We start from the raw sequence: 13,736 nt of genomic DNA, 5'->3' as shown, positions 1-13,736 counted from the left end.
TTTTGAATACAAACGACTGCTTTTAAGCGCACTGATTATGCAGTGCGCTTAAAAGGTAAGGGCTTTATAATGTAGCGCCTTTATACTGTAGTGTTCTTAAAGGCTAGCGCCTTGACAAGGCAGTGCTATTAAGTTGGCATAGAGAACTGTTTTTCTTCTCTCAATGCCGCACTAGGCCAGCGCTGCGTAATGGTCTTACGACGAGTGAAGAATCTCACGCCGTCTGGTCCGTACATGGCCAAGTCACCAAATAATGAACGTTTCCAGCCACCAAAGCTTTGAGACGCGACAGGTACTGGTAGTGGAATATTGACACCAACCATACCGACTTGAATATTGTCAATAAAGTAACGCGCCGCTTCTCCATCTCTCGTATAAATACAGGTGCCGTTACCATATTCATGGTCGTTTATGAGTTGCACTGCCTCGGCCATGGTCTGTACACGCATCACCTGTAACACGGGACCGAAAATCTCTGCCTCGTAGCTGTGCATCTCTTTAGTGACATGATCAATCAGAGTAGGACCTACAAAAAATCCATTTTCATTGCCTTCTGGTGCAGCATCAGAGCCATCGATGATGAGCTCAGCACCTTGCTCGGCAGCACTTTTTATATAATCTAAAATCTTAGATTTGTGTGCCGCTGTAATGACAGGGCCAAAGTCGTTGCTTTTATCTGAATGAAGCCCCAGTTTTAGCTCTTTAATAGCAGGCTGTAGAGCCGCAATCATCTTGTCAGCCGTTTCATCACCGACGGCAACAGCAACAGATAGCGCCATACAACGCTCTCCTGATGAGCCAAAAGCAGCACCCAATAGTGAGGTTACAACGTTGTCTAGGTCCGCATCTGGCATGACAATCGCGTGGTTTTTTGCACCGCCTAATGCTTGGCAACGTTTGCCTTGTGCAGCGGCTGTGGTATAGATGTATTCAGCGATAGGGGTCGAGCCGACAAAGCTAACGGCTTTAACATCTGGGTGATGCAAAATAGCATCAACGGCTTCTTTGCCACCATTTACGACGTTGATGACACCATCTGGTAGGCCCGCTTGCTGTAAAAGCTGCGCGATGAAAAGTGTAGCACTTGGGTCACGCTCAGACGGTTTTAGTACAAAGGTATTACCACACACGATGGCCATCGGGAACATCCACAATGGCACCATCACAGGGAAGTTGAAGGGTGTGATACCAGCGACGACGCCTAGTGGATGAAACTCACTCCAAGAGTCTATATCAGTACTCACATTGCGGCTGTGCTCGCCTTTGAGCAGTTCAGGTGCGCCGCATGCATATTCGACGTTTTCAATACCGCGCTGTAGCTCGCCTGCCGCATCATGTACGATTTTTCCGTGTTCTTCGCCAACCAGTCTGCAGATTTCATCCGCATTTTGCTCTAACAACTCTTTGAATTTGAACATGACGCGCGCGCGTTTTAGTGGCGAGGTTTTGCTCCATGCTGGGAAAGCCGCTTTAGCCGCAGCGACTGCTTCGCCGATTGTTTTTTCACCACCCAAAGCGACTTGCTTGCTGACTTCACCGGTTGATGGGTTGTAAACATCTTGAGTTTGGCTGTCATTATTTGACAAGCTGCCGTTGATAAAATGTCCGATCGTTTGCATAGGTTTAATTCCTTTAAACGTGTGAATAATTAGTGGGTTAATCGTAAATGATGACTGTTTTAACTGACTGAACGCTCAGCAACAGTGTTGTCATTCCATAGCAAGGTATAAAGTTGAACCATTTCTTCTAGCGTAGGTATTCGAGGGTTGTTGTTGGGTGAACCTGATGCAAATGCTTGCTCACACATCGTGTTTATTAGTGCATCAAAATCTGCTTTTTGCACACCAAACTGTGCCAATGTGGGCACGTGAAGCTCATCATTTAAGCTTTTTAGATAATTGACCAAACTGACGTTGGCCTGATCATCTGTCTCACTATGATCCGCTATTCCTAAGGCACGCGCGCAGTCCGCATAACGGTCAGGCGCACTAGAGATGCCGAACTCTGTAATAGTTGGCAATAGCATCGCGTTCGATAGGCCATGTGGCACATGGAAAAAGGCACCAATCGGACGACTCATGCCATGTACCAGCGCCACTGAAGAATTACAGAACGCAATACCTGCTAAAGTAGAGCCCAGCATCATTGCTTCACGGGCGGTTTCATCTTTGCCATCGTGATAAGCCGTTTGGATATTGGGTCCAATGAGGCGTAAGGCGGCGAGCGCCTGTTGGTCGCTATAGGCATTACGTTTGGGGCTGATATAGGCTTCGATAGCATGGGTCATCGCATCTATCCCCGTATCTGCGGTAGTACGAGGCGGTACGCTGAGCGTGAGGCTATAATCGATAATGGCTGCGACGGGCATAAACCCCATACCCACGCACAGCAGCTTTTCGTTATTAGCCTCATCAGTAATGATGGTAAAGCGTGTCACTTCTGATCCTGTGCCTGCCGTCGTCGGTATGGCAATAATAGGCAAACCGGCTTCATCCACTTGACGAGGAAACTTATAATCACGAATCACGCCGCCAAACTTTCCTAGAATAGCAATGGCCTTTGCACTATCGATAGGGCTTCCGCCACCTAAGGCAATCAGACCATCATAATCTTGTGCTTTTACTTGAGACACGCCAGCCTCAATAGAGCTTTCAGTAGGCTCTGGCACCGTCTCTGAAAACACATCGGCATTGATTTGTGCTGCTTTCAAAATGGTTTGAATGTTATCGACATAGCCGAGTTTAACCATCATCTCGTCAGTGATAATAAGGGGTTTTTTTACCCCTAAGCTGGTCAATATTGCTGGCAGCTTTTGGCAGGCATCGCGTCCAATTTCCATCGTTCTTGGGAGCAGGATACTGTGTGACATGGTGATTCATCCTTGAATTAATGACTTCAGATATAAGCATAGTAGGCAGCTCAATCGTCGTACGAACTATTCACAAAAGTGTATAGCGCTTAGATATAAAATTCACATAACGATAAATATCTTATCGATATGTGAAAGTTAACAGAATGTTTTTGTAATAGCAAGACGCAAAAGCGTAAATTTTATCGTTATAATAAATAAATTTATTTGCTGCGAGTCAGCCAGAGGTTTAAACCAAACAATGAGTAATACTAAAAAGAAGGGCTCAAGCGTTGAGCGTGTCTTACAGATAGTAGAGGTGCTGGCCAGCTCGCAACGGCCAATGAGTGTTAGCGATTTAGCAGAAACATTGGATGTGCCAGTGCCGAGTATGTATCGGCTACTGGATCAATTGCAGGGTCTTGGGTTTGTACAGTTAGATTTGCCAGGGAAGGTAACCTGTGGTAAGCGCACCTATAAGCTTGCCATGAACTTATTGCAAAACAGTGACTTTAAAAATGAAAGGCTAGCGATACTGAACGAGCTGTCAGCGCAAATAGGGGAGACGGTGGGTATTTCGATTTTACAAGACTTAGATGTGGTTTATATCGATCGCGTTATGTCGGATTGGCCGCTACAAATATTTCTGCCTTCGGGCACGCATGTGCCTGTTTGGGCCAGTGCCAGTGGTAAATTATTGTTATCGCAGCTATCGGATGAGAAATGTACACGCATCGTTGAGAAAATGTCGTTACACGCACTAACGACCAAAACTCAGACCGATAAAAAGCAACTGATGCAAACGATAACTGCAACGCGTGAGACGGGAGTAGGCGTGGATAATGAGGAGTTTATTCCAGGAATGGTCGCGTGTGCGGTCATGATTCCTAATGGGGATCAACAGGCATTTGCGACGGTGTTTACCCATGGGCCGACCGTAAGAAAAAGTCTAGAGGAGCTGCTCAGCTATGTGCCTCTTATGCAAGAGGCGGCAAATGAGCTGTCAGTTATTTTCAATCAAAACCATGAATAGAGAAGTGTGAGCAAAATAGGTTAATGGACGATCAGCGGTGAGCTATCGGTAGTGGGCTACTATAAAGCACTAAGTTGGCGCTGAAACTGATAACATCAGCTAATAGAGATAGAGAATAAAAAAGGTTGCTAGCACTATATTATATAGTCCTAGCAACCTTTTTGCCGCTACTATAGTCAATCCTCTATAAATTGGGTACGGTGTCAGTCTCGTTCAGTCTACTACTTGTAGTACTTTCACTCGGCTTCCTTGTATCCAAATTATATTGAACCGACTATATCAATTCATTCTAAAATTATACTTATTAGCCGTTTGATAGTACTCGGTTTATAGATAGTCAAACGATGAAAAACGTATTGGCTTATAATGTTTATGCTTACTTTTGGCAATAACTAAGCCTTAATAAAAATAGTCTCTTCACTCAAGCGCGATTTAGGTATTTTGGCATTAAAGTCATCATCGCTGCGGTAGCCAAACGATACCACTGCCACAGCAGAATATCCTTTGCTACGTAAGTCGAACTCCGTATCAAGCGCCTGTAAATCAACCCCTTCCATAGGTACGGTATCAATACCCAAAAGCGCGCTGCCCAATAGTACCCCGCCCATGTTGAGATATACCTGTTTGGCAAGCCAATGTGGCTCATCTTTGGTATCGAATCGATGCATATCTAAGAACAATTGGCGACCTTGATGCATCTGTGCTTTGAATTCTGGCTGCGCATAGCGACCATCTTGATCTTCTTTTTCTAACACCGCCTGCATGTATTCATCGTCGGCATGAATACGAGTACAGAAAACCACCACGTGTGAGGCATCTAGGACTTTAGGTGTATTAAAATGAAAGGCACCTTGCGTGCTTTTGGCAATGCGTGCTTTGCCTGCGTCATCATCTGCAATGACAAAGCTCCATGGTTGAATATTGGTGCTTGACGGACTCATTTGTAGCATGTCTTTGATCTGCTCAAAATCTTCAGCAGATATCTTTTTATTGGCATCAAATACTTTGGTACTGTAACGCCAGTTTAGTGCTTCATTAATGGTTTTCATGATTGTCCTTAAGTAAAGTATGTTTCAGTTTTTTAGTCAGCTGGTCATACAAACGGATTTAACAAACGGTGCTACTCAATCTTTATCGTTCATGGTTAAGTTAACTGATTAGTCCGTCCTAGTGATGACTCATAATAGTAAAGTTCATACATTAGAACCACTAGCTACAAGAGAAAACACTTTCAATATTATTTTGAGAATATAGCGTTTTTAATCTGTCTAAAGGTTATTTATCAATTGATAAATCCATTAAACGTATACACTGATCTTAAAACGGCGCGAAATTATCAGGCTGACTGTGCGTAGCAGTCCAACGCTGATTGGCATCAATATGACTATTAAGCCCAACTCCTCGTGGTACTTGCATATTATCGCCATACAGCCAAAGCACCATATTGGTACGTTTGCCACTGGTGATTGGATGTGCGGCGTGAGGCACTGAGCCTCTGTGAATAATCGCCATGCCAGGTTTAAAGATGGCACGTCTGGTTTGCCCTAAATGGCGATCGACAAAGTCAACTTCTGATCCAGTAAAGTCTTCGCTTGGCAAATTTAGGTTAATATTCATAGTCACCGTTGAAGCATCAGTATGAAGTTGTAGCGATGTGTCGCCTGTCGGCTGGTATTGAATCGAGAACCCAAAGGTCTGAGTGTCATAGCCATAAATATTGGCAAATAATAACCGAGCGATAGGGCGCATATATTGATTCATGACTTTATGATAAAACGCCTGAAAATTAGGGGTGGCCAGATAGCCTAGCGAGCGCGCATCTAGCATGGCCCCATTACTGTTCAAGGCGATACCATAGGGAGGACGTATGGGAATGTTAGCATCTGCGATTGCTTGCAAATAACGGCGCAGCGTTGATAGTTGTGCTGGGTCAAAGAGTTGCCCTTGATATACGTCAGGTAGTATCTCTTGCCATAAGTTTTTAACAGCCATCTCTGTAGAAGGAGCGCGCCACGCTTGCGCCACTGCCTTACGTAGAGTTGGATCAAATAATGAATCATCAAGTACAGGCAAGTCATGCTCAGTGGTTTCCCATTCTGCCCATGCATGCTCTAGTAGCTGGCTGTTTTGATGCCAAAAATGCTCTACCGATGGTGCACGTCTAAGCATGTATGATTTTGAAGGTAGTGGTAAGTTGCGTGCTTGCTGTAGTGCGCTCTGTTGATTATCTCTATCATGGTGGCTATGGTGTTGAGTATCCTGTGTGTTCGTAGGCCGTATTATAGTATCCATCGTGTATCTCCAAATGTGTGAGTAAACCTTATAGGTGCATGCTACTATAATTAATGATTTTGATAATCAGTAGGTTTAGAGAAACAGTTTCAATAATTTTTATATAATAATGAGGCTAGCAGCAGCAAGCGATGGTGGTTGCTAAGTTAGACGCTAATTGAACGAAGGCATGACGATGAAAAATTTGCAGGATTTACGTATTTTTATTGAGACCGCTCGCTTAGGCAGCTTATCTGCCTGTGCTCGGCACTTAGATCTGTCGCCTGCAGTTGTGAGTGCAGCGGTCAAGCGATTAGAAGCGGAAATTGAGACGGTATTGTTTGTTCGCTCTACTCGTAGGCTGCGTTTAACTAGCAAGGGTGAGCAATATTTAAAGCATTGCCGAGATGCGGTGGCTATTTTAGACAACGCTTATGCAGGATTACATGACAATGATGCTGAGCTGACGGGTACAATTCGGCTGTCGGCATCATCAGATTTGGGACGAAACCTAATTTTGCCTTGGTTGGACGATTTTATAGACATTCACCCAAAAGTGACGGTGCAGCTACATATGTCAGACAGCTATGTGGACTTGTACGGTCAGCAGATTGATTTGGCACTACGTTATGGCGCACCCAAAGATTCATCACTGGTCGCACTACCTATTGTACTGAATAATCGACCTATACTGTGTGCGTCAAAGGAATATTTGAACAAGATTGATAAGGATATCGGTATCCCAAAAATGCCGGAAGATTTGTCGCAGCATAATTGCTTACGTTTGGGTCATGATGAAAAATATTTGAGTGAGTGGACTTTTGAGAAAGCGGGAAAGACTAAACGTGTGGCAGTGGATGGCAATCGCAGAAGTAAAGACGGTGACGTTGTACGCCGCTGGGCAGTGGCGGGCAAAGGCATCGCATTAAAGTCTCAGTTAGATATAGCCGGCGATTTAAAGGCAGGGAGACTGGTCGAGGTGGAGTTGGACGGCTGGCAAGTGGCCAACTATCCGCTGTATTTGATTTGCCCAGAACGGCGCTTGATCGATCCATTGTTTAATGCGGTCAAAGAATACTTGATTGAACGGGTAGAGCAGGTATTAAGGTAAAACGAGAACCAATGATTACCCTGTTTAATCAGACGAGCAAAACAGCAATCCCTAGACAGTAATTGCTTGATGAGTATTATGACTATTGCCATATTTTATCAAGCACCGTAAACCAGTTTTTTGACGTTACCTTTTCAATAAGTTGATTTGAGAAGTGACGTTGTTGCATCCGCTCAATCAGCATAGAGATTTGACTGATATCAGATAACTCATCAGGTAGTAGGCAACCATCGAAATCAGAGCCAAACCCAACGTGATCTTCACCTAGATGGTCGATCAGATAATCGAGATGGTCGACAATCACATCAAGCGAAGTTTGCGTATTACGTTGCCCATCTGCACGAAGGAACGCCACATCGAAATTCACCCCAACCAAGCCATTGCTTTGTTTAATAGCAGCCAGCTGTTGATCGGTCAAGTTCCGTGCTTGCTGACAGAGAGTATGTGCATTTGAATGTGTCGCGATAATGGGCTGATTAATAATCTCTAACGTATCCCAGAAAGCGCGTTCATTCATATGCGACACATCGATCAGCATCTGCTTGTCATGACAGGCCAAAACAAGCGCTTTGCCCTGAGCGGTAAGACCAGATCCTGTATCTGGAGAGTGCGGAAAGGAGGCATTCAAGCCATCACCGAAGAGGCTTTTTCTATTCCATAGTGGGCCAATGCTTCTGAGGCCTGCATCATAAAACACATCTAGCAGTTCAGGCTTGATAGCCAAAAACTCAGCACCTTCCAAATGCAAAACGATAGCTAATTGTTGATTCTGCTGACAGGCCTGAATTTGTTCTAACGAGGTGCAAATCTGAATCTGACCGTCAGATCTTGCCTCTAGTTGCTGGGCTAGTTTCAATTGCGCGCAGCAAATATCGACGATTTCTTGTGGAGTAAAATCTGAATGTGAGGGATTGGCTAATTTGTCAGGATGGTTGTTTTTCACATAAGCGTAGGGCGGTAAAAAAATAGAAAATAGTCCGCCCATCCAATTCGCTTTTCGGCAACGTTGTAAATCCAAATGTCCCGGTAACGTGCCATAAATAAAATCATGTACCGGATCGGCAGCCGAACTCAGCCAAAGGCGAGTCAACAGATCATTATGTCCATCAAATATCACAGGCTTAGTATTAGCATTCATATTTAATCCGTGACCGTACGAGTAGGTATCAGTTGTTCTTCATTCAACTGCTTGTTACTTAGCCGCTTAGAGTTTTTAGGATTGCGAAAGCGCAATTCCTCAAAAGGTACAGGCGTCTCGCTATTGATACGTGCCTCCTCAATCAGGTAGTGATAAGGCGATTTGCCACACACAGGATCAGCATTTTTGGCATCGCCCGTCAGCATAAAGGCTTGGCAACGGCAGCCGCCATAATCGCGCTCTTTATCTGGGCAGCTTTGGCACATATCGGGCATCCAATCATCACCGCGAAACTGATTGAAGCTCGCAGACTCATACCAAATATCTGACAGTGGTGTCTCTCGTACATTGGGGAACTGTATTGGCATTTGTCTGGCAGCATGGCAAGGTAGGGCTGTACCGTCTGGTGCTACTGTTAAGAAAATCTTGCCCCAACCATCCATACAGGGTTTCGGGCGTTCTTCGTAATAATCAGGCACCACAAAAATAAGTTTGCACTTGATACCACGTTCTTCAATCTGCTTACGGTATTCATTGGTAATGCGTTCGGCTCGAACCACTTGCGCTTTGGTTGGTAGCAAACCCTCTATATTTTCAAACGCCCAGCCATAAAACTGACAAATAGCCAGCTCGACCGTGTCGGCTTCCAGCTCTAAGCACAGCTCAATAATCTGGTCAATCTGATCGATGTTTTGCCGATGAATGACAAAGTTAAGTACCATCGGGTAATCGTACTGTTTGACCAGACGTGACATCTCATACTTTTGCTCAAAGGCATGCTTTGAGCCTGCTAAGGCATTGTTGACCGTTGGATCACTGGCTTGAAAGCTAATTTGAATATGCTGAAGACCTGCTTCTTTTAAACGCGCAATCCGAGCTTCAGTCAATCCCATACCTGACGTGATTAGGTTAGTATAAAAACCTTGATTGTGCGCATAAGCGACCAGTTCTTCTAGGTCTTGACGAACCAGTGGTTCACCGCCAGAAAAACCAAGCTGCACCGCGCCCATTTGCCGCGCCTGATCAAACACATCAAACCATTCTTGCGTCGTTAGCTCCTGCTTATACTGAGCATAATCAATGGGGTTTGAGCAATAAGGGCATTGTAATGGGCAACGGTAGGTCAGCTCCGCAAGTAGCCATAACGGTAGCCCGACTGGTGCAGTCATACTAAATCAATCCAATGTTCACGCTGGGCAACCAGCATATATTCAATGATGTCTTGCTCGATTTCGGGAATATCGCCAAACATGGCTTGTACCTTTTTGATAATATCGGCGATGGTTGCTTGACCATCAATGTGTTGCCCGATGATGCTGGCACTGTCATTTAATTTGATCATACCTTCAGGGTAGAGTAAGACATAGGCGTTTTGCGCTGGCTCAAATTGAAAGCGATAGCCGTGACGCCATACTGGTATGATGGATTGATCCAGCTCAGGTAAACTAGCAGGTATACTCATTTGAACAATCCTTTATGCCAGACATTGTCAGTGGTAACGCTTTGGTAAGGAGCTTGATTATGCACATAAGCCAAGCTCAAGGCATCCAAGATCGTCCATAAGATATCGAGCTTAAACTGCAATATCTCTAGCATTCGCTCTTGTTGCTCGGCTGTCTTAAACGAGTCGAGTGTTATAGTCAGACCATGCTCAACATCGCGGCGCGCTTGACTCAAGCGCGAGCGGAAATAGGTATAACCTTCTTCCTTAATCCAAGGATAATGCTTGGGCCAAGACTCTAAACGCGACTGGTGAATCTGCGGAGCAAACAGCTCGGTCAGCGAGCTACTGGCAGCTTCTCGCCATGAGGTACGCCGTGCAAAGTTCACATAAGCATCGACGGCAAAACGCACACCCGGTAGCACTAGCTCTTCAGAAATCACTTGCTCACGGGTCAAACCAACTGCCTCTGCCAGACCCAACCATGCTTCACGACCACCGCCATCAGGATAGACGCCATCTTGATCAATCATGCGCTGAATCCACTCTTGACGTACGCGCTGATCAGGGCAATTTGCCATAATGGCCGCGTCTTTCAATGGAATGTTGATCTGATAATAAAAACGGTTGGCGACCCACGCTTGGATCTGCTGCTGGGTCGCTTTGCCTTCATGCATCATGATATGAAAGGGATGGTAAATATGATAGTACTGACCTTTAGCCATAATCGCTTGTTCAAACGCTTCTGGGCTTAGCGCTGTGTTTTCTTCTTGCATTGTTCTCACCTTACGATTGCTGTTTTGCCTTACCGTTTGTATTAAAGCTCAATCTGCATCCCATCAAATGCTACTTCAACACCATGTTGTTTTAATGTCGCAGCCTGTTCAGATTGTTCGTTCAATATCGGATTGGTGTTATTGATATGGATCAGCACCTTACGAGCGTTATCGAGCTGATCTAGATAATGCAACGAGCCATCTTCACCACTAATATGTAAATGCCCCATGTCTTGGCCGGTTTTTGTACCGACACCGCACTCTTGCATCTCATTGTCCGTCCATAGCGTACCGTCAATCATTACGCAATCAGAGCTTTTCATGATCTGCATAACGTCATCATCAATTTTGCCCAAACTTGGCGCATAAAAGAGTTGTTTTTGTGTTTTTAAATCTTTCACAATCAGGGCAATATTATCGCCATCATGCGGATCATTACGGTGCGGGGAGTAGGGCGGTGCTGAGCTTCTAATCACCAGAGGCGTCAGCTCTAAATTGCTGTAGCCGTCAATTTGAAAGCTCTGTTTTGGATCGATTTGATTATATTGTAGACCCCCATTCCAGTGCTTTAACATATTAAACAGTGGAAAACCTGTACTGAGGTCTTGATGCACCATGTCCGTACACCAAACAGGCATTGGACAGCCTTCACGTAGGGTCAACAGGCCGGTCGTATGGTCAAGTTGACTGTCCATCAACACCACATCCGTGATACCTGTGTCTCTTAAGTTACGTGCTGGTTGAGCTGCCTTAAATTCAAATAACTGTTGGCGAATATCAGGGGACGCGTTGAATAAGATCCAATCCACACCATTTTCTGATATGGCTATCGAAGATTGGGTACGGGTCTTTGCCTGAATCGTGCCTTGACGCACACCGTGGCAGTTATCGCAATTGCAATTCCACTGCGGAAAACCACCACCAGCAGCTGAGCCTAAAACGTGAATATACATAAATCAATATTTCCAAAAAAATAAAAGCCCTAGTCATCTAGGGCTTTTAATGGGTTTAGTGCTCGTAAATTTTAACGAGCTTCGAAATACATCGTGATTTCGAAACCAATACGGATGTCTTGAAAAGCTGGTTTAGTCCACTGCATGGGATTGCTCCTGAATGAATATTATTGGTACATCAGTAAGATGAATGAAAGTAATTATCAATGGTAGTATAAGCTGACCCCTGCTGTCAATTTCTTAGATGTTAACAAGGTACTAACGTATGAGGTGCTAGCAAATCATTGATTCATACCTGTGTTCACTACCGTATTGATGACCTTCAGCAATGTCCATTTGTGAATGTTCAACACGCCACTACAATAAATTCTCCCACCTTGCCACTCAATTTAATCATTAAACTCTATGGTTGAATCAAGCTAAGTCTACATAGTGATAGTTTTTCTGAGAGTGTTTTATGTCTGTTAAATCGATGTCCACTACTGCTATTTCTTGCGTCGAACCAAGTTTTTTTATAATGCTTCCTGTAGGAGAGACGACCAGACTCTCTCCTACAAACTCACCGCCATGACCGACGCCCACACCGTTGCAGGTAATCACAAAACATTGGTTTTCAATGGCACGCGCTTGAGTCAATACATAATGGACATTCGTATAGGGAGACATGTTACCGTTTGGCATAAAAATAATTTTTGCGCCTTTTTTTGCCAGTGCTCTAGAACCTTCTGGAAACTCTAGCTCAAAACAAATCTGAGCACCGCAAACTACATTATCAATTTCAACGACGGAAAACTCATCTCCGCTGGTAAACACGCCAACATCATCAAGCCAAAGTTTTGACTTTCGGTGCTTATGAATTATTTCGCCGTTTTTTATAAAAAAGCATGCGTTGTAGAACCGTTGATCATGTTTTTCAATGTGCCCAATAATAATGGTTGAATCCGTATGTTTACTGGCTATCAGTAACTCTTCAAAATGTGTTTGTGACTGACTGCATAAAGAGTCAATATTATCTGCTGTCGGAAATCCTGTAAAAGCGAGCTCTGGAAAAAGCATAAAGCCTTGACAGTCTTTGTGCTCATTGATGGATTTCAATATCAAGGCGGCATTTACCGACACTTGATAATCGGTGATATTAATCTGGTTGATGACGATTTTCATAGAATTTTATTCTCATTTGTGAGGGGTGGTTACAATGGATATTGTTCTTTAATAGCAACACTCTTTAATAGCACTGCGATTCCAACCAACGGCTTAATTTAATAATGTCAGCTTGATTTGACTTTAAATCATTATAAAAGAAATAGAAACTGTCGCCAGTGAGTAATTCATGCATTGGGATTCTAACAAGATTTTGCTGATGGGTTTGTTCTAGCATCATGTAGTTATCGATAAGCGTAATACCCAAGTTATAACGCGCGGCCTGTGCGGCAAGAAGTACATGGCTAAACTGATTGATTTTTACATTGCTTGGTAACTCGAACCCACCTACCTTGCACCACTTTAGCCAATCATTGGCCGCATTTTCGCTTTTTCCAGCGTATTTTACGGACAGTATGGGGTGTTGCCATAATGCCTCAGGCAACGGTTGGTCTTTTATTTCCTCCCACAGCCTTTGACCACAGACAGGAAATAGCTTTTCAGCGAATAAAAACGTGCTGACTACGTTACGCTTTGGCGGATGGACGGTAATAAAACAATCAGAACATTGCTCATTATAGTCATCTTGGTCTGTCACCATATTTAAGGTGAGCTCAATCTCTGGGTGTTGTGTATGAAAGTCCTCTAATCGAGGAATCAGCCAATTAACAGCCACCGAGCTATACAGTGCTAGGCGAATATGCCCAGGCTGGTCATTTCGAATGGCCTGACTGGTATTGGACAGAGCCGTCAGCGATTGATTTACTTCTGTAAAATAACGCCCGCCTATCTCCGTCAATGAAAGTGTCCGACCCTGCCTATAAAACAATGCTTCGCCAAGGTACTCCTCAAGCGTTCGAACCTGATGACTCACGGCGCTTTGCGTCACATTGAGACTTTCTGCTGCCTTTGAAAAGCTATTCAGTCTTGCAACGGATTCAAAGCATTGTATCGCGCGCAATGGCGGTAGTTTCATTATTATCTCAGCTAATACTAAAGGGTTTTATATCATTATACGTCATGTA

Annotated in this window: 14 protein-coding genes; 2 read left to right on the top strand and 12 right to left on the bottom strand. The window is 44.2% G+C overall.

Going from position 1 to position 13,736, the window contains the following annotated elements:
• Positions 1-128 precede the first annotated feature (128 nt).
• Together I6E86_RS08765 and I6E86_RS08760 are read right to left on the bottom strand one after the other, a co-directional pair.
• On the bottom strand, positions 129-1,619 hold the full coding sequence (locus I6E86_RS08765) for a CoA-acylating methylmalonate-semialdehyde dehydrogenase (RefSeq protein WP_197177067.1): 1,491 nt from the start codon (positions 1,617-1,619) through the stop codon (positions 129-131).
• 59 nt (positions 1,620-1,678) lie between these two features.
• On the bottom strand, positions 1,679-2,869 hold the full coding sequence (locus tag I6E86_RS08760; RefSeq protein ID WP_197177066.1) for an iron-containing alcohol dehydrogenase: 1,191 nt from the start codon (positions 2,867-2,869) through the stop codon (positions 1,679-1,681).
• Between the two features lie 241 nt (positions 2,870-3,110).
• On the opposite strand from I6E86_RS08760, the gene I6E86_RS08755 reads away from it, so the two are divergent.
• Entirely contained in the window at positions 3,111-3,881 is a 771-nt protein-coding gene (locus tag I6E86_RS08755; protein ID WP_197177064.1) for an IclR family transcriptional regulator, read from the top strand.
• Between the two features lie 392 nt (positions 3,882-4,273).
• Here I6E86_RS08755 and nfsB read toward each other — a convergent pair whose 3' ends face one another.
• Together nfsB and I6E86_RS08745 are read right to left on the bottom strand one after the other, a co-directional pair.
• Positions 4,274-4,930 carry an oxygen-insensitive NAD(P)H nitroreductase gene (nfsB, locus tag I6E86_RS08750; RefSeq protein WP_197177063.1) on the bottom strand — a complete coding sequence of 219 codons (657 nt, stop codon included), beginning with the start codon at positions 4,928-4,930 and terminating at the stop codon, positions 4,274-4,276.
• Positions 4,931-5,198: 268 nt separating this feature from the next.
• Positions 5,199-6,173, bottom strand: a complete 975-nt coding sequence (locus I6E86_RS08745) for a hypothetical protein (protein WP_197177061.1) — start codon at positions 6,171-6,173, stop codon at positions 5,199-5,201.
• Positions 6,174-6,348: 175 nt separating this feature from the next.
• Between I6E86_RS08745 and I6E86_RS08740 the strand changes: the two genes are divergently transcribed.
• Positions 6,349-7,263, top strand: coding sequence for a LysR family transcriptional regulator (locus I6E86_RS08740; protein WP_197177059.1), 915 nt, complete (start codon positions 6,349-6,351; stop codon positions 7,261-7,263).
• 82 nt (positions 7,264-7,345) lie between these two features.
• Here the strand turns inward: I6E86_RS08740 and I6E86_RS08735 are convergent, their stop codons facing one another.
• The 8 genes from I6E86_RS08735 to I6E86_RS08700 all read right to left on the bottom strand — a co-directional run bounded on the left by I6E86_RS08735 (position 7,346) and on the right by I6E86_RS08700 (position 13,687).
• The gene (locus I6E86_RS08735) at positions 7,346-8,401 is read right to left on the bottom strand and encodes a dipeptidase (RefSeq protein WP_197177058.1); all 1,056 of its coding nucleotides are present in this window, start codon (positions 8,399-8,401) and stop codon (positions 7,346-7,348) included.
• Positions 8,402-8,403: 2 nt separating this feature from the next.
• Complete coding sequence (gene pqqE, locus I6E86_RS08730; protein ID WP_197177055.1) at positions 8,404-9,570, bottom strand: pyrroloquinoline quinone biosynthesis protein PqqE; 1,167 nt, start codon at positions 9,568-9,570, stop codon at positions 8,404-8,406.
• Complete coding sequence (gene pqqD / locus I6E86_RS08725; protein ID WP_197177053.1) at positions 9,567-9,863, bottom strand: pyrroloquinoline quinone biosynthesis peptide chaperone PqqD; 297 nt, start codon at positions 9,861-9,863, stop codon at positions 9,567-9,569. Before pqqD ends, pqqE begins: the two co-directional genes overlap by 4 nt.
• Positions 9,860-10,618, bottom strand: coding sequence for a pyrroloquinoline-quinone synthase PqqC (gene pqqC, locus I6E86_RS08720; RefSeq protein ID WP_197177051.1), 759 nt, complete (start codon positions 10,616-10,618; stop codon positions 9,860-9,862). Before pqqC ends, pqqD begins: the two co-directional genes overlap by 4 nt.
• Before the next feature lie 41 nt (positions 10,619-10,659).
• The gene (pqqB, locus tag I6E86_RS08715; protein ID WP_197177049.1) at positions 10,660-11,571 is read right to left on the bottom strand and encodes a pyrroloquinoline quinone biosynthesis protein PqqB; all 912 of its coding nucleotides are present in this window, start codon (positions 11,569-11,571) and stop codon (positions 10,660-10,662) included.
• A 71-nt stretch (positions 11,572-11,642) separates the two neighbouring features.
• The gene (gene pqqA, locus I6E86_RS08710) at positions 11,643-11,717 is read right to left on the bottom strand and encodes a pyrroloquinoline quinone precursor peptide PqqA (protein WP_075107140.1); all 75 of its coding nucleotides are present in this window, start codon (positions 11,715-11,717) and stop codon (positions 11,643-11,645) included.
• Between the two features lie 268 nt (positions 11,718-11,985).
• Positions 11,986-12,732: a carbon-nitrogen hydrolase family protein gene (locus I6E86_RS08705; protein WP_197177047.1), complete on the bottom strand. Its 747-nt coding sequence runs from the start codon at positions 12,730-12,732 to the stop codon at positions 11,986-11,988.
• A gap of 64 nt (positions 12,733-12,796) precedes the next feature.
• A complete protein-coding gene (locus I6E86_RS08700; protein WP_197177045.1) occupies positions 12,797-13,687 on the bottom strand; it encodes a LysR family transcriptional regulator in 891 nt (296 codons plus the stop codon).
• Positions 13,688-13,736 lie beyond the last annotated feature (49 nt).

The sequence above is a fragment of the Psychrobacter sp. SWN149 genome (assembly GCF_015864565.1).
GTDB lineage: Bacteria > Pseudomonadota > Gammaproteobacteria > Pseudomonadales > Moraxellaceae > Psychrobacter.
The sequence above is the reverse complement of the archived record's forward strand: the minus strand, read 5'-3'. Positions and strand labels throughout refer to the sequence as shown.

Coding starts and splice junctions, on each gene's coding strand:
- I6E86_RS08745 (WP_197177061.1), bottom strand. CDS start 6,173: ATGGATACTATAATACGGCCTACGAACACACAGGATACTCAACACCAT.
- I6E86_RS08735 (WP_197177058.1), bottom strand. CDS start 8,401: ATGAATGCTAATACTAAGCCTGTGATATTTGATGGACATAATGATCTG.
- I6E86_RS08740 (WP_197177059.1), top strand. CDS start 6,349: ATGAAAAATTTGCAGGATTTACGTATTTTTATTGAGACCGCTCGCTTA.
- I6E86_RS08755 (WP_197177064.1), top strand. CDS start 3,111: ATGAGTAATACTAAAAAGAAGGGCTCAAGCGTTGAGCGTGTCTTACAG.
- I6E86_RS08765 (WP_197177067.1), bottom strand. CDS start 1,619: ATGCAAACGATCGGACATTTTATCAACGGCAGCTTGTCAAATAATGAC.
- pqqE (WP_197177055.1), bottom strand. CDS start 9,570: ATGACTGCACCAGTCGGGCTACCGTTATGGCTACTTGCGGAGCTGACC.
- pqqC (WP_197177051.1), bottom strand. CDS start 10,618: ATGCAAGAAGAAAACACAGCGCTAAGCCCAGAAGCGTTTGAACAAGCG.
- pqqD (WP_197177053.1), bottom strand. CDS start 9,863: ATGAGTATACCTGCTAGTTTACCTGAGCTGGATCAATCCATCATACCA.
- I6E86_RS08700 (WP_197177045.1), bottom strand. CDS start 13,687: ATGAAACTACCGCCATTGCGCGCGATACAATGCTTTGAATCCGTTGCA.
- pqqB (WP_197177049.1), bottom strand. CDS start 11,571: ATGTATATTCACGTTTTAGGCTCAGCTGCTGGTGGTGGTTTTCCGCAG.
- I6E86_RS08760 (WP_197177066.1), bottom strand. CDS start 2,869: ATGTCACACAGTATCCTGCTCCCAAGAACGATGGAAATTGGACGCGAT.
- nfsB (WP_197177063.1), bottom strand. CDS start 4,930: ATGAAAACCATTAATGAAGCACTAAACTGGCGTTACAGTACCAAAGTA.
- I6E86_RS08705 (WP_197177047.1), bottom strand. CDS start 12,732: ATGAAAATCGTCATCAACCAGATTAATATCACCGATTATCAAGTGTCG.